The following is a 17,496-nucleotide window of genomic DNA, read 5'->3' on the forward strand; positions in this document are numbered from 1 at the left end:
CCGGTCAGCTTTGCAGCTGTTCCCACATCTCGATGTCGCGCTTGTCGGTCCAGATGCGGGGGTGGCTGATGCCGCGGGCTTCGTCATAGGCGCGGGCGACGTTGAAGGGCAGGCAATGTTCATAAATCGCGTAATCCGAGAACTTCGGGTCACATTCGGCGCGCACGGCGTCCCACGCGTCTTTCAGCGTGCCGTTGCGGGCCGCGACGCGGGCGGCGGGGCGATAGGTGCTTTCGACGAAATCGCGGGTATTTTCGATGGCGGCGTTCACCATGTCGGTGCCGACCAGCGCGTCACCGCGACCCGGCGCAATGGCCGCTACATCATAGGCCTTGATCGCGTCCAGCGTGTTGCCCCAATCGGCGAAATAGCCGTCGCCGCAGTAGCAGGCAGAGTGGTATTCGACGATGTCGCCGGTGAACATCACGTTCTCGTCGGGGACGTGGATGACGATATCGCCTGCGGTGTGTGCGCGCCCAAGGTGCATCAGGTCAACGCGACGATTGCCGAGATAGACAGTCATGCGGTCGTTGAAGGTGGTCGTTGGGTAGGTCAGGCTGGGAATGGATTCATGGCCCTCGAACAGGCGGGGGAAGCGTTGGAATTCGCTGTCCCAGTCTTCCTGGCCGCGCTCGTTTACCATGCCGCGCGCCATTTCGGACATGATGATCTGGTCCGCGTTGAAGGCCGAGGCCCCGAGGACGCGCACCGCGTGGTAGTGGGTGAGGGCGACGTGGGTAATCGGTTTATCGGTGACTTCGCGGACTTTGTCGATCACCTTGTTGGCCAGGCGGGGGGTTGCCTGGGCCTCGATGATCATGACGCTGTCGTCACCGATGATCACGCCGGAGTTCGGGTCACCTTCGGCGGTGAAAGCCCAAAGGTCCTTGCCGACTTCGGTGAAGGAGATTTTCTTTTCGGTCATGTCCCCTTGGGAGGCGAATTTCTTGGACATTGGTGTTCCTTTTTTGGACGTCGGTGCGCGGGGCGATCGAAGATGCCTCCGGCGGGAGTTTATCTGGCAAAATGAAGCGGGGTCAGGGTTGGGTTTTGGCGGGGAGGATTGTGCCGGAGCACGCGCCAAACCCGATGCGGTAGCCGTCACCTTGGGCGTGGCCGGTAAGGATCATGGTATCGCCGTCCTCGATAAAGCTGCGGGTGGTGCCATCTGAAAGGGCGATCGGTTCCTTGCCGCCCCAGCTGAGTTCGAGCAGGCTGCCGCGTTCGTTTTTCTCGGGTCCGGAGATGGTGCCGGAGCCAAGCAGGTCGCCCGCGTTCATCGCGCAGCCGGAGGAGGCATGATGGGCCAGTTGCTGGGCCGCCGAATAATACATGGTGTTGTAGTTGGTGCGCGCGAGGACTTCCTGGGTGCCGCCGTCAGGTTGGATCAGCACCGACAGGTCGATGTCATACAGCATCGGCTTTGGTTCTTGCAGGTAGGGCAAAAGGTCCTTTTCACGCTCGGGTGTCGAGGTGCGGAAAGGTTCGAGCGCGGCGGCTGTCACGATCCATGGGGAGATGGAGGTGGCAAAGGCTTTGGCCTGAAACGGGCCGAGCGGCTGGTATTCCCACGCTTGAATGTCGCGGGCGGACCAGTCGTTCAGCAGGACGTAGCCAAAGATCATCTCATCGGCTTCCGCGACGCTGATGGTATCGCCCATTTCGGTCGAGGTGCCGACGATGGCACCCATTTCCAGTTCGATATCAAGGCGCTTGCAGGGGCCAAAGGTCGGCGCGTCTGCATCCGGTGCCTTGAGCTGGCCGTTGGGACGGTAGATGTCGGTACCCGACACGACCACGGTCGAGGCGCGGCCATTGTAGCCGATCGGGATGTGCAGCCAATTGGGCGGCAACGCGTTTTCGGCACCGCGGAACATGGTGCCCACATTTGTGGCATGGTGGCGGCCTGCGTAGAAGTCGGTGTATTCCGACACGACCAGCGGCATGTGAAGGCGGATGTCCGACATTGGCACAAGGTGGGGGGCGACTTTGGCCTGATCGGGGCTGTCGGAGGACAGAAGTTCGGTCAACCGGTCGCGCAGGGTTGCCCATGTTTTCGGGCCAAGGTCCATGACATCGTTCCAGTAGGGGACGTCGAAGACCGGATCGAAATGCAGCAAGACCAGATCTTCAGCCTCGAGCGCGGCCATATCCAGCACCATATCGCCAATGGCCACACCGCACCGTGGTTCAAGGCTGTTGGTCGAAAACACACCGTAGGGCAGGTTGTTGAGGGGGAAATCGGTGTCGGCGCTGTTGGCGCTTTCCACCCATGAAGTGAGTAGGGTCATGGTCAGTCCTTGAATTCTTGTGCCTGCGCAATCCTTGCGTCAGCGTCTATTTCTTGCCGGGTGTGCCGTCGAATTTCTTCTCGAGGCTTTCCCAGCAGTCGATGTAGTCATCCTGCAAGGGAGCCTCATTCGCGGCAAATTCGGTCAGGTGTTGGGGGAACCGTGTTTCGAACATGAACGACATGGTGTTGTCCAGCTTGCTTGCGGTCAAGTCGGCGTTTGACGCCCCTTCAAAAGCGTTCTTGTCCGGGCCATGGGGCAACATCATGTTATGCAGGGACATGCCGCCGGGAATGAAGCCTTTGGGTTTGGCGTCATATTGGCCATAGATATTGCCCATCAGTTCAGACATCACGTTTTTATGGTACCATGGCGGGCGGAAGGTGTCTTCGGCGACCATCCAGCGTTCGCGAAACAGCACGAAGTCGATGTTTGCGGTCCCTTCCACGCCAGACGCTGCGGTCAGCACCGTAAAGATGGACGGGTCGGGGTGATCGAACAGGACTGCGCCCACGGGGCAATAGGTCCGCAGGTCGTATTTCACGGGGGCGTAGTTGCCATGCCATGCGACCACATCCAAAGGCGAATGGCCGATCTTGGTCTCGTGGAACTGGCCGCACCATTTGATCGTGACGGTAGACGGCGCGTCGCGGTCTTCGAAGGCGGCGACGGGTGTCTTGAAATCCCGACGGTTGGCCATGCAGTTCGCACCGATGGGACCGCGACCGGGCAGTTCGAATTTCTGGCCGTAGTTTTCGCACACAAAGCCGCGCGCTGGGCCTTCGATCACTTCGACGCGGTACACCAGTCCGCGCGGGATGATCGCGATTTCCTTTGGCTCAAGGTCGATCACGCCCAATTCGGTGCAAAAGCGCAGACGGCCTTCCTGCGGGACGATCAACAATTCGCTGTCGGCTGAATAAAAATACGCATCGACCATGCTGTCGGTGACCAGATAGATGTGGCTGGCCATGCCGACCTGGGTGTTCACATCACCTGCGGTGGTCATGGTGCGCATGCCAGTCAGCCATGTAAGTTTCTCGGTCGAGTGCGGGACCGGATCCCAGCGATATTGGCCAAGGCTGGTCACATCCTGCGGGATATGCGGCGCGGATTTCCAATAGGGCAGGTCGATTTTTTCGTAGCGGTGCGAATGTTTGACCGAAGGCCGTATGCGGTAGCACCATGTGCGTTCGTTCTGGTGGCTGGGCGCGGTGAACGCTGTGCCGGACAGCTGTTCGCCATAAAGGCCGTAGTTGCACTTTTGCGGGCTGTTCATGCCTTGGGGCAGGGCACCGGGCAGGGCTTCGGTTTCAAAGTCATTGCCGAAACCGGGCATATAGCCTTCGGTCGTGCCCATGGGGCTGGCGGCGGTCTTCAGGTTGGATGGGGTCACTTGGCGGTTCATCAAAGCCTCCCTTGCAAAATCTGTTGCGTTTGTAATAGTTGTTTTTGTAACTAACAAGCGATCCATGCGAATGACCGACGAAAATTTCGACCTGACCCATTTTCTGCCCTACCTGCTGAACCAAGCGGCCGAGGCCAGCAGCCTCGCGTTCCAGCAGATTTACAAGGAACGCTATGGCATGCTGCGGGCCGAGTGGCGGGTGCTGTTTCATCTGGGGCTATACGGCCAGTTGACCGCAAGCGAGATTGGCCTGCGCGCCAACATGCACAAGACCAAGATCAGCCGGGCGGTACAAAAACTGACCGAACGCCGATTTGTGACCCGTGCGCGCGATGCGGGTGATCGCCGGCTTGAGCATTTGGCGCTGACGCCGCCGGGGCAAGCGGCTTATGAGGACTTGCACAGCGTCGCGCAACGCTATGATGCGGCGTTGACCGAAGACCTGAGCGCCGCCGAGCGTGAAGCGTTGCGCAAGTTGCTTGTGAAATTGTCCAAGACGCCGCTTGCAGGCTTTACTTGATCGCGCGAACAGGTCACCGCTTGGGCATGTCGGATCAAGCACGCGGCCTTTTCATCACGCTTTTGGGTATCCTTTTTGTGGTGCCGGATTCACTGTTCGTGCGTCTGATTGATGCGCCCGCGCTGACGATCGCGTTTTGGCGGCTGCTGCTGGCAGGCGGGATGATCACTCTGGGCATTTTGGCAATGCAGGGCACGGGACCGTTCCGGGCCGTGCTGCGGATGGGCCGCTATGGCGTGATCTACATGATCGGCACCGGGTTCAGCGGTCTGTTGTTCGTGATGGCGGTCAGTCTGACGTCGGTGGCCAATGCCGTCTTTATTCTGGCGTCGATGCCGATCTTTGCCATGATCTATAGCCGTATATTTTTAGCGGAACCGATCAGCCGCCGGATGCTGATCACCATTGCGGTGGTCTTGGTCGGGATCGCGATCATCGCCTATGGGGCGGGCGAGACGGCTCATGCCAGCCTTGCAGGTGATTTGCTGGCCTTGGCGGTTTCCGCGCTGTTTGCGGCGGGGCTGACGGCGGCGCGGCATGCGCGGGCCATATCCATGGTGCCGGGGGTGGGCATGGCGTATCTGATCGGTGCCTGTCTGATCGCGCCTTTCGCCCATCCGCTGGACATGCCCCTGTCGCAAGCGCCGCTGGTGCTGGCGCATGGCGGGGTGATTGTGCTCAGCTCAATCTTTCTGGCTTTGGGGCCGCGCTATATCACCTCGGCCGAAGTGGGGCTGCTGGTGCTGCTGGAATCGGTACTGGCCCCGCTGCTGGCCTGGGGTGTGATCGGCGAAAACCCGGGGGCTTATGCGCTGCTCGGGGGCGGCTTGGTGATCGTGACACTGTTCATATCAAACATGATCGTTCTGGTACGGCGCGGGCCGAAACCGGGCCCGATCAGAAGTTGATTTCAACACCCGGCAGGTTCAAAGCCTTCATCAGATCGCGCAATTCCTGACGCGCGGCCACATTAGAGATGTTCAACTGCTTCACGCCGATGTCCTTGAGGTCCAGCAAGGTCAGTCCGCGCGGGAACAGCTCGCGGAAGATCACGCGTTCGTTGAAGCCGGGGGCGATGCGGAACCCGATGCGCTTGCTCAGGTTGCTGATCGCGCGCTCCATCTTGTCCTTGTTGACCATGCGCTGCGCGCCCATGCGGTTGCGCACCACGATCCAGTCGATCGGGTCAAGCCCGGCTTGCGCCCGCAGTTGCCGCGCGTTCCAGACCATTTCCGAATAGACCGACGGGCCGGTGATCTTGTCCCCGGTGGCGTCGGTGTGGGCCAGAAGATCAAAGTCGATGAAGCTGTCGTTCAGCGGGGTGATCAACGTATCGGCCAGCGAATGGGCTACCTGGCTCAGGCGCGTATGGGAGCCGGGGCAATCGATCAGAATGAAATCGCTGTCGGGCTCAAGTTCGGCAACGGCAGCGCTCAGGCGGTGGTCGTAAATGTTTTCACCGGGCTGCAAAGTGTCTGCGTCAATCTCTGGCAGTTCGTGCATATGGGGTGACGGAAGGTCAAGATCGGCCGTCTTGAGGAATGATTTCCGGTTGTCGATATACCGACCGAAGGTGCGCTGGCGCAGGTCCAGATCCAGAACGCTGGTCTTGTGCCCCATGCGTGCCAGGGCCGTCGCCACATGCATCGAGACCGTCGATTTCCCCGCCCCGCCTTTTTCATTTCCGACGACGATAATATGCGACATTGTCTAAGGTCCCTCATTCACCCAAGGATTTTGCTTGGGCCACATTAGAGCCAAGCATATGGCAGACAAGGTTGTTTTGAAAGCACTTGCGCACTGATAACTAGCGTTTATGTCGTCGCAGCCACGCCGGGTGCAGGCCCTTGCGGAGCCGGCGAAATGTCAGCGAAACGAAACAGCGCTGACGCCAAAACATCTATCCTTCAAAGCAAAATGGCGCGCCCCGAAGGACACGCCATTTTCAATTCGCAATTTGCGGAAAGGTTTAGAAACCCAGACCGGCGTATTTGTTCTTGAATTTCGACACGCGGCCACCGGTGTCCATAAGACGCGATGTGCCGCCGTTCCATGCGGGGTGCACGGAAGGGTCAATATCCAAGGAAAGCTGGTCGCCTTCTTTGCCGTAGGTCGATTTCATTTCCAGGACCGTGCCGTCTGTAAGTTTGACGTTGATCGTGTGGTATTCGGGGTGTGTATCGGCTTTCATGACAGCTCTCCTTACGCGTTCGCGCCAGATTTTGGCTTATAATGTGCGTTCTCGACGATCCGTGCCGATTTACCGCGACGGCTGCGCAGGTAGTACAGTTTTGCACGACGGACGCGGCCACGACGGACGACTTCGATGCTGTCGATGTTTGTGGAATGCAGTGGGAACACACGTTCCACGCCTTCACCAAAGGAAATCTTGCGCACGGTGAACGAACCGGCAATGCCGTGGCCGTTGTTGCGTGCGATGCAGACGCCTTCGTAATTCTGGACACGGGTACGGGTACCTTCGGTCACTTTAAAGCCCACGCGGATTGTGTCTCCGGCGCGGAAATCTGGGATCACTTTGCCCAGTTCGGCGATTTGTTCCGCCTCGATCTCTGCAATCAGGTTCATCTGATGCTTCTCCTATGAATGCTCGCGGTTAATCCACGAAGTTTTGTGCGATCCCAGAGCTTCGGTCTGTCTGTCGGGCCTGCCGTGGCAGCCCATCGAAGGTAGCATCATCTTTGCTTCAGGTTTCTGCCTACGCAGAAAAGGTCGGGCCGCATGAAGCGATTCCAGACTTAGGCGTCGTATAGGCGGGAAAATGGGGTGGATCAAGAGGGTTTCGCGCCCCCTTGAGCCTGTTGGTTTCAGGTCGTGAAATACGGTGCCAGATTGGCGCGGACGCGGTCCAGCACGGTATCGCCATCCATGTTGGGCTCAAAAATCTGGCCGGTGATCGCCTGATAGGCGTCGATATAGACTTGGGAAGTCGCGGCGATCAGATCGGCGGGAATTTCAGGAATATCGTCAACATAGGGATCGCAGCGCGCATCGACCCATGACCGGATCACGTCCTTGTCAAAGGACGGCGGACGGGTGCCGTTCTCAAGCGCGGATTGATAGCCGTCAGCCAACCAGAACCGCGAACTGTCAGGGGTGTGGATTTCATCGGCCAGCATCAGCTTGCCGTCGGCATCGGTGCCGAATTCATATTTCGTATCAACCAGGATCAACCCGTTCTGGGCAGCCATTTCCTGACCGCGTGCGAACAGACGCAGGGCGATGTCGCTGATTTCGTCCCATTGCGCCTGGGTCAAAAGCCCTTGTTCCACGATTTCAGTGGCTGTCAGGGGCGCGTCATGACCTCCGTCGAACTCCTTGGACGTGGGCGTGATGATCGCCTGCGGCAAAGCTTCGTTATCGCGCAGCCCGTCCGGAAAGCGATGGCCGTACATCTCGCGCTCACCCTTTTTATAAAGCGTCAGGACCGAGGTCCCGGTGGAGCCTGCCAGGTATCCGCGCACGACGATTTCAATCGGCAGGATGTCCAGACGTTTGCCGATCACCACATTGGGGTCGGGATAGTCCAGCACGTGATTGGGGCAGATGTCGGTCGTGTGGTCGAACCAGAACCGCGCGGTCTGGGTCAGCACCTGCCCCTTGAACGGGATAGAGGCCAGTATGCGGTCAAACGCGGAAATCCGGTCGGACGATATCAGGATGCGGCGGCCATCGGGCAAATCATAGCAATCGCGCACTTTGCCGAAATAGGGGTTCGGCAGTTCGTCGATGCGGGCATGGTCCAGGATGCGGCTTAGGTCTGTCATGATTTGCCTTTTGGTTTGGGCGTGTATTTGGCCCACATATCAGGGCGGCGTTGTTCTGTCAGCCTTTCGGCCTGTGTCTGACGCCATTTAGCGATCTCGCCGTGGTTGCCGGACATCAGGACCGGCGGAATTTCGTGACCGTTCCACTCTGCGGGGCGGGTGTATTGCGGATGCTCCAGCAGGCCCGAGGCATGGCTTTCCTCGACCGTGCTGTCGGCATTGCCCAGCACGCCGGGCAGCAGGCGCACGGTGGCGTCAATCATCGCCTGCGCGGCAAGTTCACCACCGGTCATGACGAAGTCCCCAAGCGAGACTTCAGTGATGCCATAATGCTGGATCACCCGTTCGTCCACGCCTTCGAAGCGACCGCACAGCATGGTGACGCCCGCACAGCTTGCCAGATCCTGCGCCATCGCCTGATCGAAACGCCGTCCGCGTGGCGACATGTACAGGATCGGCCAGCGCCCGGCAGCGCCGGCCATCGCAGCCTCGATCGCGGGGCCGACGACGTCCGCGCGCATGACCATGCCGGCACCGCCACCGGCGGGGGTATCATCGACATTGCGGTGCTTGCCCACGCCATAGCCGCGCAGGTCATGGGTGCGCAGTTGCCACGTGCCCTCTTGCAGGGCACGGCCGGTCAGGCTGGCCCCCAGCACGCCGGGGAAAAGTTCGGGAAAAAGGGTGACCACCTCGGCCCGCCAAACGCCTGCGTAATCAGGCGTATCCTGCATCAGCTCGCGCGGTTTGAGCGTCGGGCGTATGGATTGGCGACCATGGGAGCGGTTGTGAGTGGTCATGTGATGTTGGCCTTTGCCATGATGGCTTTTTTGGTGGCGACGCGTTTTTCAGGGTCTTTGACAGTTCTGTTGACATCGAGCAAGTCCAGCAGTGTCGCCATGTCGGGGCGGATGTTTTCCGCCGGGGCCGCCTGCAACGTATCGCGCAGGTCCTGGGGGATATCGCAAAGGTCCAGCAGCGGGTCGGCCGGGCCAAGCGGGCGGTGCCTGCTGTCCTCAAGCGCGCAGTGATGGGTGGGGCAGGGCACGCGGCTGGCGATCTCGTTGACCATATGGGTCAGGTCCCCCGCGCCATGGAATTTCCCGAGGAACGCGTCAAGATCCAGCGTCATCGACGACGATTTGACATGCTGCCAGTAGGCCGACACTAGCCAATCCGCCTGATTGCGGGTGGACAGGTAAATCTGAATATCCGCTGCGGGAAATTTCTGCTGCGCGATGGACCAGAAGCTATAAAGCATGATCGGCATGGCACTGTAATCCATCAGATCGCCGCGCCCGGGCAGATGACCGCCCAGTTCCTCGGAGGTGATGACCAGCGTGCGCCGCGGCATCGGCGGCAGGTCATCCAAGAGGGCATGAAACCGGGTTTCGGCCTTGATCAGGGTCAGCGGGTCGCGCCATGTTGAATAGCCGCGCGTGGCGCTGATCAGTTCGCGCATCTGCGGCGGCAGGCGCATGGCAAGCCGTGACTTCAGAGCGGGCCGGTTGGCACGCAGGGTGGTGGTCAGGCTGGTGGTGCCAGTCTTGTGAAATCCGGTGTGCAGGATGATCCGACGCGGCATTATCCGATTTCCCCGTTCAATTTCAGCCGCGCGGCGCGGGCGTCGTGATCGCTGAGGTCCGACAGGTTGATCCTGAGAAAGGCATCCAGCTGTTCCGGGGGCGGTGCCCTGTTGGCCCAGGCAGCAGGGGACAGCATCGCGCGTTGATCTGGCTGTAGGGTCGTGAGGTCCAGCAGGTGGTCCAACATCCCCAAGCGTGATGTGCCGGTGTCCTCAACCGGAACGGCGGTGACCTTGCGGGACGGCAAGGCTGACTTGATCGCTTTCAATATTCCGTCCAGTTGCGCTGAAGATGCGTAGGTTTCGATATAGGCATCTGCGGGCATACGCATCCGCGACGCGCGCAGGTGTTGGGCATGACAGCTTTTCAGCCACGCGTCCGGCGCACGGGTGGAAAAGAAAAACGACTGCTCGGCGTTTGGATGCACGGCGTCGAACGCGGCGCTGATGGTGGACAAAAGGCGCGGGGCCGCGCCGTAATCAGGTACATTGTCGCGACCGGGAATCTGCCCGCACAGGCTTTCCGAGGTGATGATGACCGTGTCCGTATCCGGCGTGATCCGTTCGGCGACTTGCGTGGCTTCATAGATCACAAGCGCAAGTTCAACGGGCTTGAGGCTGACGGAATAGCCTTTGGCTGCCCCCGTCAGACCGGGCATGTCTTCCTTCTGGATGATCCGAATGCCGGGCCAAAGACGGTTCTGGTTCTCTCGCAGCGCCGCTTGCAAGGTCGAAGTTCCCGTCTTGTGAAAGCCTGGATGGAAGATCACCTTCATGAAACGCTCCGTTAGGCGGTGGGCGGTGGGGCGACCGAAGGATCACGCCCCTTTGTGATCAGCATCCGCATCGGCTTTGGTATCGGGAAGGATGCCGTCGGGCGGATCGGCGATGATCCGGCCGCTGGCCAGATCGACGGTGGGAACGGCGGCTTTGGTAAAGGGTAGAAATACAGTTGCCGAGGTGCCAGCCAATTGCGTTTCAAGCAGATCGTCAGCGCCGTGGTTCTGCACGGTCTTCACCTTGCCGATCAGGGTGCCGCCGGTGTCATAGACCTCGAGCCCCAAAAGGTCGGCATGGTAGAATTCATCATCGGGCAGGGAGGGCAATTGCGCGCGATCCGCATAAAGCAATGTGCCCCGCAGGGCATCGGCCTCTTCCTTGGAGGTGACATCGGTGATGCGCGCCACAAAGCCGTTCTTGATCGGGCGGACGAGGGCAAGCGCATACCTGCGGCTGCCGTCTTCGGATGTCAGGGGGCTGTAGTTCTCGATGTCCTCGGGGACGGCGCAATAGCTTTTGATGCGCAGTTCGCCGCGCACGCCATAGGACCCGGAGATGGCCCCGACAGGGATTTTATCGCTCATTGCAAAAGCTCCGAATTGACGCAGATAGTGCCGGTCCATTGCCCTTCACCGGCGGCGCATTCGCTTTTCATCAGCATGCGTTCGAACCCGATACCTATGGCGATACCGATGCCAAGAACAAGGAAGAGACGCAGCAGGCGAAACATCAGCGGCTTTCTATAAAGGGAACCACGCAAGGGGCGCGGTAGGGGTGTCTGACGAAACGTGTCGTCTACACCTATATCGGACGGTCGGCATTGGTAAAGAGATGTCGTTACCGACACCGTCTAAGGTCATCCCGGCGCAGCCTGTGCCGCGCCGGGATGGGACGCAATTATTCTGCGGCGGCTTCTTCTTCCGCTGGTGCGGCAGCAGCTTCAGCAGCGGCTGTCGCCTTGGCGGCTTTTTCTTCGACGCGCTCCTGGGCTTTCTTGCCCGGTGTACCCTTCTTGGGGTTGTTGCGCTCTGTCTTCGGGGTCACGCCAGCGGCTTCGAGCATGCGTGCAACGCGGTCGGTTGGCTGTGCGCCCTGGCCGATCCAGTACTGGACGCGCTCTACGTCCATCTTCACGCGCTCTTCGCTGTCCTTGGCCAGCAGCGGGTTGTAGGTGCCCAGCTTTTCGATGAAGCGGCCGTCGCGTGGCATGCGGCTGTCGGCGGCAACGATGCGATAGAACGGGCGCTTTTTGGAACCGCCGCGGGCGAGACGAATTTTCATGGACATGATGTGTTTCCTTCAGGTTTAGACGTAGTGGGGTACACCCACCCTACGATTGGTGTTGTTTGTGGTGCTGAATGACTTCAGCGATGATGAAGTTCAGAAACTTCTTGGCGAATTCGGGATCGAGGTCAGCCTCTTTCGCCAAATCTTCGAGCCGGGCAATCTGGTTCGCTTCGCGATCCGGATCGGACGGGGGAAGGTCATGTTCGGCTTTGAGTTTCCCCACAGCCTGGGTGTGTTTGAAGCGTTCGCCCAAAGTATAGACGAGGATCGCGTCAAGCCGGTCGATCGAGGCCCGGTGGCCTTTGAGGATTTCCGCAGCGCGGGTTACTGCATCGGTCATGCGGCGGCCTTTTTAATTGGAGTGCGGGCGCGCTTGCGCGCGACGACATTCTGGGTGCATGCAGAAACGTGAGCCCGCCCAAGCGGCGGTGTGGGTGTCGCCGGGGCAGGACGCCTCCGGCGGGAGTTTATCTGGCAAAATGAAGTCAGGGTCATTTCTTTTTCCCGAAGCCCGAGAGGCCGCCAGGCAGGCCCATGCCGCCGCCCATACCCCCCATGCCGGGGAGTTTGCCGCCCATCTGCTTGGCTGCGGCTTCGAGGGCTTTGGGGTCCATCTGGCTGGGGTCCATGCCACCGGGCATGCCGCCCTTGCCCATCATGCCCTTCATGGCTTGTTTGAGCATGCCGCCTTTGCCCATCTTGCCCATCTTCTTCATCATGTCGCCCATCTGGCGATGCATCTTCATCAGCTTGTTCAGCTCTGATACTTCCATGCCGGCACCTTTGGCGATGCGCTTTTTGCGGCTGGCCTGAAGCAGCGCGGGGTTGGCGCGTTCCTTCTTGGTCATGGACTGTATCAGGGCGATCTGGCGCTTGAGGATCTTGTCGTCAAATCCCGCCTCTTCGACCTGTTTGGCCATTTTTCCCATGCCGGGCATCATGCCCATCATACCTTGCATGCCGCCCATCTTGAGCATCTGTTCCAGCTGCATGCGCAGGTCGTTCATGTTGAACTGACCTTTGGCCATGCGCTTCATCATGCGCTCGGCTTGTTCGGCCTCAAAGGTTTCCTGTGCTTTTTCGACAAGGGCTACGATGTCGCCCATGCCCAGGATGCGGCCCGCGATACGCTCGGGCTCGAAGGTTTCGAGCGCGTCCATCTTTTCGCCAAGGCCGACGAATTTGATCGGTTTGCCGGTGACCGCGCGCATGGACAGTGCCGCACCACCGCGGCCGTCGCCGTCCATCCGGGTCAGGACGACGCCGGAAATGCCGATGCGGTCGTTGAAGTTTTCGGCCGTTTGCACGGCATCCTGGCCGGTCAGGCCATCGACCACCAGCAGGGTTTCGCGGGGATTGGCAACATCGCGGACGGCTTCGACCTGTTGCATCAACTCTTCGTCGATGGACAGACGGCCGGCGGTGTCGAGCATGTAGACGTCATACCCGCCCATGGCTGCCTGAGTTTTGGCGCGTTTGGCGATCTGGACGGGGTTTTCGCCTTTGACGATGGGCAGGGTGTCGACGCCGATTTGAACGCCCAGAATGGCAAGCTGTTCCATCGCGGCAGGGCGGTTGACGTCGAGCGATGCCATCAGCACGCGTTTGCCATCGCGATCCTTGAGACGTTTGGCCAGCTTGGCCGTCGTGGTGGTTTTACCGGAGCCTTGCAGACCGACCATCAGGATCGGGGCCGGGGCGTTGTCGATTTTCAGCGCACCGGGTTCGCCTTCACCGCGGAGCACGTCGATCAGGGCGTCATGGACGATCTTGACGACCTGCTGGCCCGGCGTGATCGATTTGGTCACGGCCTGACCTGTCGCCTTGTCTTGCACGGCTTTGACGAAATCGCGCGCGACCGGCAGGGAAACGTCAGCCTCTAGCAGGGCGACGCGCACCTCGCGCAGGGCTGTTTTGACGTCTTCGTCAGACAAGGCACCTTGCTTGGTCAGGCGGTCAAAGACGCCAGACAGGCGTTCGGAGAGATTTTCAAACATGGGCCATGGCCCCCTTCGGTCGGTTGCGGTTCCCCATGATGTAGGAAGCCCGCGTGAATACACAAATGCCCCCACGGGCGTAACACGCTGGTGGGGGTCGATCTTTGGCTGCGCCAGAGACCGGAAGGCAGAGTGCTTCCGGGATTTGTGGATCGTTTAGGCGAGAGGCGGGTCTGAGTCAACCCGCCCCGGCCTTGTCGATCTGGCCGATCGTCAGGCGGCCTTGCGAGCATCCGAGGACTGGAGCGCGTCAACGGCCGTGTGGGCGTTGGCCATGGTGGCTTCGGGGTCTGTGGCCAAGGCGTCGGCGGAAATGATCGTCACGTCGTCCATGCCCATGAAGCCCAAAACGGTTTTCAGATAGGGCGTGTTGAAATCAACCGGTGCACCGGCTGGCGTACCGCCGGAGGCCATCGCGATGATCACGCGTTTGCCTTTGACCAGGCCTTCGGGGCCGGCTTCGGTATAACGGAACGTGACGCCGACACGGGCAACCAGATCGATCCAGGCCTTGAGCGCGGCGGGTATCGAAAAGTTGTACATCGGTGCACCGATCACGATGGTGTCTGCGGCCATCATTTCGGCAACCAGCTTGTCCGATTCCTTGAGGGCTTCGGTTTGTTCGGGTGCGCGATCCTCTTCAGGGGTCACGCGGGCGACGGCCCATGTCTGGGTAATCTGCGGCAGTGGTTCGAGGGCAAGATCGCGCACGGTCACGTTGGTGTCGCCCAGTTTGGCGATGATCCGGTCGGTCAGGGCGCGTGTTACGGAATCATTGGTGTTGGCAGAAGAATCGATGCGGAGAATGGCCATGGAAGCTGTTCCTTTGGGTTTGTTTCTGTTGCCCTGTTTAGATGCGCCTTGCATGGGTGACCGCAACTTGCGAAAACGCGAAGGGCAGTGTTCGGAATTGCACATGACGTGAGGGCGCGGTGGATAACTGGGACGAAATCAAGACGGCCTATCATGTGGCGCGCCTGGGTACGGTCAGCGGTGCCGCCGACGTTCTGGGGGTGCATCATGCAACCGTCATCCGTCATATCGATGCGCTCGAGGCGCGGCTGGCCGTCAAGCTGTTCCAGCGCCACGCGCGGGGCTACAAGGCGACCGAAGCGGGCGAGGATCTGTTGCGGGTGGCCGCGGCGACCAACGACCAGTTCAGCCAGCTTGCGAGCCGGATAAAGGGGCGCGGGGATAGCGTGTCGGGGGAATTGGTGGTGACGTCATTGGTCGAACTGACCCGGGTCGTCACGCCGGTTCTGGTGGCATTCCAGAAGCAAAATCCCGATGTGGTGGTGCGCTTTCTGACTGGCGAGCGTTTGTTCCGGCTTGAGTACGGCGAGGCGCATGTGGCGATCCGCGCGGGTTCCGTGCCGCAACAGCCTGATAATGTGGTGCAGCCGCTGATGAAGATGCGCGTGGGGCTTTATGCGCACAAGACATACATCGCTGAGTTCGGGCTGCCTGAAAGGGTGGAGGATTATGCCAACCACCGGTTTGTGGTGCAAGATGACCCGGAAAACCGCGCGCCGTTTTCCATATGGCTGCGTAATATTCTGCCGGAGAAGGCGATGACATTCCGGTGTACCGACATGAATGCCTTGGTGGATGCGATCACCGCCGGCGCGGGCATCGGGTTCTTGTCGCTGGAGGATGCTGCGAATGACCCCGATCTGGTCGAGGTGCATCCCCCCCTTGCAGAATGGGAATCTTCGCTTTGGCTGGTCACCCATGTGGATTTGCACCGGACATTGAAAGTGCAAACCTTTTTGACCTTCCTCAAGAATTCAATGAAAGGCGCTGTTTGATGCGACCTGATATTCAGGGGCATCTGGCGATGCTGACGTTTTCCGCATTGGTTGCGGGGTCGTTTTCACTGGGGTCGATGTCGGCGAACATGATTTCGCCCGCGGCGCTGAATGCGGCGCGCTTTGTGATTGCCGGGGCGGTGATCGGGGTCGCTGTCGTGGCGACGACCGGGGTAAAGCCACAGGCGCTGCGCGCGCCTTGGCGGTATTTCGTGCTGGGTGGACTGTTCGCAGTCTATTTCGTCTTGATGTTCGAAGGGCTGAAAACCGCGCGCCCGGTCAGCGCTGCGGCGGTGTTTACCCTTACCCCGGTGATTGCCGCCGGCTTTGGCTGGGTCCTGTTGCGGCAGGTGACGACGCCGCGCATGGCGCTGGCCCTGACCATCGGTGCCATCGGGGCGCTTTGGGTGATCTTTCGCGCCGATTTCACGGCCTTGCGCCGGTTCGAATTAGGGCGCGGGGAAGCGGTGTATTTCATCGGCTGCGTCAGTCACGCGCTTTACACCCCCATGGTGCGCAAGCTTAACCGGGGCGAGCCTGCGGTGGTGTTTACCCTTGGGACCCTGTTCGCGGGGGGCGCGTTGCTGTTTCTTTATGGCTGGCGCGATGTGGTCGGGACCGACTGGCTGACGCTTCCGGCAATTGTCTGGATCACCATATTCTACGTCGCGATCTTTGCGTCGGCGGCCACGTTCGTGCTGTTGCAGTTTGCATCCTTGCGGCTGCCGTCGGCAAAGGTGATGGCCTACACCTATCTGACACCAAGCTGGGTCATCCTGTGGGAGATTGCCTTGGGCAATGGTGCGCCTTCCGCGCTAGTCTTTGGCGGCGTCGCGCTGACCATCCTTGCGCTGTATCTACTGCTGAAAAACGACAGCCTCGGCACTTAAGTTTGAATTTTCCGGAACCTTTTCTCGGATCTGGGGTTAACATCACAGAAAGTTCATGAAGGGAACGAAGATATGCGTAGCGTAATTTATGTAATTGGTTTGATTGTAGTTGTTCTGGCTGTTCTGCGCCTCGCGGGCCTCGTCTAACAACTCGATGGTGGCCCTCTCGTGTGTAACCTCGTCACGAGGGGGTCAACTACATCTTCTCTTCCGCGCCTTCCTCGGCAGCATCTGACGGTACCATAGGTATCTCTGCTGCAAGAAATCTTTCAAAATCATCCAGATTTACCGGTTCGAATTGACCGAAGCCCTGCATCCACACGGACGGGGTTTTTAATGCGCGCGGTTCCAGTTTGCACCATTTCAGCCGGCCGCGCTTTTCCTGCGCGATCAGGCCTGCACGTTCAAGCACGCCGAGATGCTTTGATATCGCAGCCAGGGACATGTCGAACGGATCGGCCACATCTGTCACGGCCATGTCGTCCTCAAGCAACATCGCCAATATGGCGCGGCGCGTGGGGTCGGCAAGGGCGGCAAAGATAGCGTCTAGCGAAGCGGTCATGGCGGTGATTGTGAACCTGATAAATTGGGTCTGTTGCGTCAGGCATTTCTATAGCCCGAATGACCTTCAACCAAAAGGTTGAATAACAAAATGGGCTATGATGGGTGTTTGTTGTGGACGGATTTGACAATTTGACGCAGGTTGAGTGCGGTATTATTGAATAAATTCAATGGATTGAGGTTTCGTAAGCCGTGGTTGACTCTGATCGCCGGTAAAAGTAGCTACTGCCCAACACATCGAAAGGGATTTAGGCGTGACTGATCCGGACCAACAGCAGCGGCTAAAGCAGCTTGAGGCAAAGATCGAAGCGGCCAAGCTGTCGCAAGCGCCCAAACCCCGAGCAGATGAGCACTATTCTCAGGCATCGCTTGCCTGGCGGATGGTGATCGAACTTTGCGCCGGTCTCGGGATCGGTTTCGGCATCGGATATACGTTGGACTGGTTCTTTGGAACGATGCCAATATTCATGGTGCTGTTTGTCATGCTGGGTCTGGCGGCCGGAGTAAAAACGATGCTCCGCTCCGCGCAGGAAATCCAGAAAAAGAAAGTGGCCGATATGGCCGACGAGAACAAAGGGGCCTGA

The 17,496-nt window shown here is 59.4% G+C and carries 22 protein-coding genes; 5 read left to right on the plus strand and 17 right to left on the minus strand.

Translation table 11 applies throughout. The features are described from left to right. Positions 1-4 precede the first annotated feature (4 nt). From RGAI101_RS14980 to hmgA, 3 genes are all read right to left on the minus strand, one after another. Complete coding sequence (locus RGAI101_RS14980; protein ID WP_008228609.1) at positions 5-955, minus strand: MBL fold metallo-hydrolase; 951 nt, start codon at positions 953-955, stop codon at positions 5-7. 82 nt (positions 956-1,037) lie between these two features. After that, complete coding sequence (fahA, locus tag RGAI101_RS14985; RefSeq protein ID WP_037228440.1) at positions 1,038-2,291, minus strand: fumarylacetoacetase; 1,254 nt, start codon at positions 2,289-2,291, stop codon at positions 1,038-1,040. Between the two features lie 46 nt (positions 2,292-2,337). Next, on the minus strand, positions 2,338-3,699 hold the full coding sequence (hmgA, locus tag RGAI101_RS14990) for a homogentisate 1,2-dioxygenase (RefSeq protein ID WP_008229445.1): 1,362 nt from the start codon (positions 3,697-3,699) through the stop codon (positions 2,338-2,340). A gap of 70 nt (positions 3,700-3,769) precedes the next feature. On the opposite strand from hmgA, the gene RGAI101_RS14995 reads away from it, so the two are divergent. Continuing rightward, positions 3,770-4,219, plus strand: a complete 450-nt coding sequence (locus RGAI101_RS14995; RefSeq protein ID WP_008224994.1) for a MarR family winged helix-turn-helix transcriptional regulator — start codon at positions 3,770-3,772, stop codon at positions 4,217-4,219. Between the two features lie 26 nt (positions 4,220-4,245). Further along, positions 4,246-5,127 carry a DMT family transporter gene (locus tag RGAI101_RS15000; protein ID WP_008227164.1) on the plus strand — a complete coding sequence of 294 codons (882 nt, stop codon included), beginning with the start codon at positions 4,246-4,248 and terminating at the stop codon, positions 5,125-5,127. Here the strand turns inward: RGAI101_RS15000 and RGAI101_RS15005 are convergent. The 13 genes from RGAI101_RS15005 to RGAI101_RS15060 form a co-directional block, all read right to left on the minus strand. Next, positions 5,117-5,926 carry a division plane positioning ATPase MipZ gene (locus RGAI101_RS15005; protein ID WP_008226664.1) on the minus strand — a complete coding sequence of 270 codons (810 nt, stop codon included), beginning with the start codon at positions 5,924-5,926 and terminating at the stop codon, positions 5,117-5,119. The genes RGAI101_RS15000 and RGAI101_RS15005 overlap by 11 nt on opposite strands. Before the next feature lie 262 nt (positions 5,927-6,188). Next, the gene (rpmE, locus tag RGAI101_RS15010; protein WP_008225448.1) at positions 6,189-6,410 is read right to left on the minus strand and encodes a 50S ribosomal protein L31; all 222 of its coding nucleotides are present in this window, start codon (positions 6,408-6,410) and stop codon (positions 6,189-6,191) included. Positions 6,411-6,421: 11 nt separating this feature from the next. Beyond that, on the minus strand, positions 6,422-6,805 hold the full coding sequence (rplS, locus tag RGAI101_RS15015) for a 50S ribosomal protein L19 (RefSeq protein ID WP_008226211.1): 384 nt from the start codon (positions 6,803-6,805) through the stop codon (positions 6,422-6,424). Between the two features lie 239 nt (positions 6,806-7,044). Then, positions 7,045-8,004 carry a phosphoribosylaminoimidazolesuccinocarboxamide synthase gene (locus RGAI101_RS15020; protein ID WP_008227291.1) on the minus strand — a complete coding sequence of 320 codons (960 nt, stop codon included), beginning with the start codon at positions 8,002-8,004 and terminating at the stop codon, positions 7,045-7,047. Then, positions 8,001-8,804 carry a tRNA (guanosine(37)-N1)-methyltransferase TrmD gene (gene trmD / locus RGAI101_RS15025; RefSeq protein WP_037228445.1) on the minus strand — a complete coding sequence of 268 codons (804 nt, stop codon included), beginning with the start codon at positions 8,802-8,804 and terminating at the stop codon, positions 8,001-8,003. The genes RGAI101_RS15020 and trmD overlap by 4 nt, the downstream gene beginning before the upstream one ends. Continuing rightward, positions 8,801-9,589 (minus strand): hypothetical protein, encoded by a 789-nt coding sequence (locus RGAI101_RS15030; protein WP_008227207.1) that lies wholly within the window; start codon positions 9,587-9,589, stop codon positions 8,801-8,803. Before RGAI101_RS15030 ends, trmD begins: the two co-directional genes overlap by 4 nt. Then, positions 9,589-10,365 (minus strand): hypothetical protein, encoded by a 777-nt coding sequence (locus RGAI101_RS15035; RefSeq protein WP_050763216.1) that lies wholly within the window; start codon positions 10,363-10,365, stop codon positions 9,589-9,591. The genes RGAI101_RS15030 and RGAI101_RS15035 overlap by 1 nt, the downstream gene beginning before the upstream one ends. Positions 10,366-10,407: 42 nt before the next feature. After that, positions 10,408-10,953 (minus strand): ribosome maturation factor RimM, encoded by a 546-nt coding sequence (gene rimM, locus RGAI101_RS15040; RefSeq protein WP_037229672.1) that lies wholly within the window; start codon positions 10,951-10,953, stop codon positions 10,408-10,410. After that, positions 10,950-11,099 (minus strand): hypothetical protein, encoded by a 150-nt coding sequence (locus tag RGAI101_RS22180; protein WP_008228795.1) that lies wholly within the window; start codon positions 11,097-11,099, stop codon positions 10,950-10,952. Before RGAI101_RS22180 ends, rimM begins: the two co-directional genes overlap by 4 nt. A gap of 167 nt (positions 11,100-11,266) precedes the next feature. Continuing rightward, the gene (gene rpsP, locus RGAI101_RS15045) at positions 11,267-11,656 is read right to left on the minus strand and encodes a 30S ribosomal protein S16 (RefSeq protein ID WP_008227398.1); all 390 of its coding nucleotides are present in this window, start codon (positions 11,654-11,656) and stop codon (positions 11,267-11,269) included. 43 nt (positions 11,657-11,699) lie between these two features. After that, positions 11,700-11,996: a chorismate mutase gene (locus RGAI101_RS15050; protein ID WP_008225446.1), complete on the minus strand. Its 297-nt coding sequence runs from the start codon at positions 11,994-11,996 to the stop codon at positions 11,700-11,702. A 151-nt stretch (positions 11,997-12,147) separates the two neighbouring features. Then, entirely contained in the window at positions 12,148-13,653 is a 1,506-nt protein-coding gene (gene ffh / locus RGAI101_RS15055) for a signal recognition particle protein (protein ID WP_008225566.1), read from the minus strand. Between the two features lie 213 nt (positions 13,654-13,866). Further along, positions 13,867-14,466, minus strand: a complete 600-nt coding sequence (locus RGAI101_RS15060; RefSeq protein WP_008228255.1) for an FMN-dependent NADH-azoreductase — start codon at positions 14,464-14,466, stop codon at positions 13,867-13,869. Positions 14,467-14,585: 119 nt separating this feature from the next. Between RGAI101_RS15060 and RGAI101_RS15065 the strand changes: the two genes are divergently transcribed. Then, complete coding sequence (locus RGAI101_RS15065) at positions 14,586-15,461, plus strand: LysR family transcriptional regulator (protein ID WP_008225868.1); 876 nt, start codon at positions 14,586-14,588, stop codon at positions 15,459-15,461. Further along, a complete protein-coding gene (locus RGAI101_RS15070; RefSeq protein WP_008227951.1) occupies positions 15,461-16,351 on the plus strand; it encodes a DMT family transporter in 891 nt (296 codons plus the stop codon). Before RGAI101_RS15065 ends, RGAI101_RS15070 begins: the two co-directional genes overlap by 1 nt. Before the next feature lie 196 nt (positions 16,352-16,547). Here RGAI101_RS15070 and RGAI101_RS15075 read toward each other — a convergent pair whose 3' ends face one another. After that, positions 16,548-16,913 (minus strand): ArsR/SmtB family transcription factor, encoded by a 366-nt coding sequence (locus RGAI101_RS15075; protein WP_008226031.1) that lies wholly within the window; start codon positions 16,911-16,913, stop codon positions 16,548-16,550. Between the two features lie 253 nt (positions 16,914-17,166). Between RGAI101_RS15075 and RGAI101_RS15080 the strand changes: the two genes are divergently transcribed. After that, positions 17,167-17,496, plus strand: a complete 330-nt coding sequence (locus RGAI101_RS15080; protein WP_008225840.1) for an AtpZ/AtpI family protein — start codon at positions 17,167-17,169, stop codon at positions 17,494-17,496.

This window comes from Roseobacter sp. GAI101, assembly GCF_000156335.1.
In the GTDB taxonomy this organism is placed as follows: domain Bacteria; phylum Pseudomonadota; class Alphaproteobacteria; order Rhodobacterales; family Rhodobacteraceae; genus Sulfitobacter.

Excerpts from the sequence above, each read along its gene's own strand:
- rimM (WP_037229672.1), bottom strand. The coding sequence starts at position 10,953 with ATGAGCGATAAAATCCCTGTCGGGGCCATCTCCGGGTCCTATGGCGTG.
- fahA (WP_037228440.1), bottom strand. The coding sequence starts at position 2,291 with ATGACCCTACTCACTTCATGGGTGGAAAGCGCCAACAGCGCCGACACC.
- ffh (WP_008225566.1), bottom strand. The coding sequence starts at position 13,653 with ATGTTTGAAAATCTCTCCGAACGCCTGTCTGGCGTCTTTGACCGCCTG.
- RGAI101_RS15030 (WP_008227207.1), bottom strand. The coding sequence starts at position 9,589 with ATGCCGCGTCGGATCATCCTGCACACCGGATTTCACAAGACTGGCACC.
- RGAI101_RS15020 (WP_008227291.1), bottom strand. The coding sequence starts at position 8,004 with ATGACAGACCTAAGCCGCATCCTGGACCATGCCCGCATCGACGAACTG.
- RGAI101_RS14995 (WP_008224994.1), top strand. The coding sequence starts at position 3,770 with ATGACCGACGAAAATTTCGACCTGACCCATTTTCTGCCCTACCTGCTG.
- RGAI101_RS22180 (WP_008228795.1), bottom strand. The coding sequence starts at position 11,099 with ATGTTTCGCCTGCTGCGTCTCTTCCTTGTTCTTGGCATCGGTATCGCC.
- RGAI101_RS15050 (WP_008225446.1), bottom strand. The coding sequence starts at position 11,996 with ATGACCGATGCAGTAACCCGCGCTGCGGAAATCCTCAAAGGCCACCGG.
- rpsP (WP_008227398.1), bottom strand. The coding sequence starts at position 11,656 with ATGTCCATGAAAATTCGTCTCGCCCGCGGCGGTTCCAAAAAGCGCCCG.
- rplS (WP_008226211.1), bottom strand. The coding sequence starts at position 6,805 with ATGAACCTGATTGCAGAGATCGAGGCGGAACAAATCGCCGAACTGGGC.
- hmgA (WP_008229445.1), bottom strand. The coding sequence starts at position 3,699 with ATGAACCGCCAAGTGACCCCATCCAACCTGAAGACCGCCGCCAGCCCC.
- trmD (WP_037228445.1), bottom strand. The coding sequence starts at position 8,804 with ATGACCACTCACAACCGCTCCCATGGTCGCCAATCCATACGCCCGACG.
- RGAI101_RS15000 (WP_008227164.1), top strand. The coding sequence starts at position 4,246 with ATGTCGGATCAAGCACGCGGCCTTTTCATCACGCTTTTGGGTATCCTT.
- RGAI101_RS15075 (WP_008226031.1), bottom strand. The coding sequence starts at position 16,913 with ATGACCGCTTCGCTAGACGCTATCTTTGCCGCCCTTGCCGACCCCACG.
- rpmE (WP_008225448.1), bottom strand. The coding sequence starts at position 6,410 with ATGAAAGCCGATACACACCCCGAATACCACACGATCAACGTCAAACTT.
- RGAI101_RS14980 (WP_008228609.1), bottom strand. The coding sequence starts at position 955 with ATGTCCAAGAAATTCGCCTCCCAAGGGGACATGACCGAAAAGAAAATC.
- RGAI101_RS15005 (WP_008226664.1), bottom strand. The coding sequence starts at position 5,926 with ATGTCGCATATTATCGTCGTCGGAAATGAAAAAGGCGGGGCGGGGAAA.
- RGAI101_RS15070 (WP_008227951.1), top strand. The coding sequence starts at position 15,461 with ATGCGACCTGATATTCAGGGGCATCTGGCGATGCTGACGTTTTCCGCA.
- RGAI101_RS15035 (WP_050763216.1), bottom strand. The coding sequence starts at position 10,365 with ATGAAGGTGATCTTCCATCCAGGCTTTCACAAGACGGGAACTTCGACC.
- RGAI101_RS15060 (WP_008228255.1), bottom strand. The coding sequence starts at position 14,466 with ATGGCCATTCTCCGCATCGATTCTTCTGCCAACACCAATGATTCCGTA.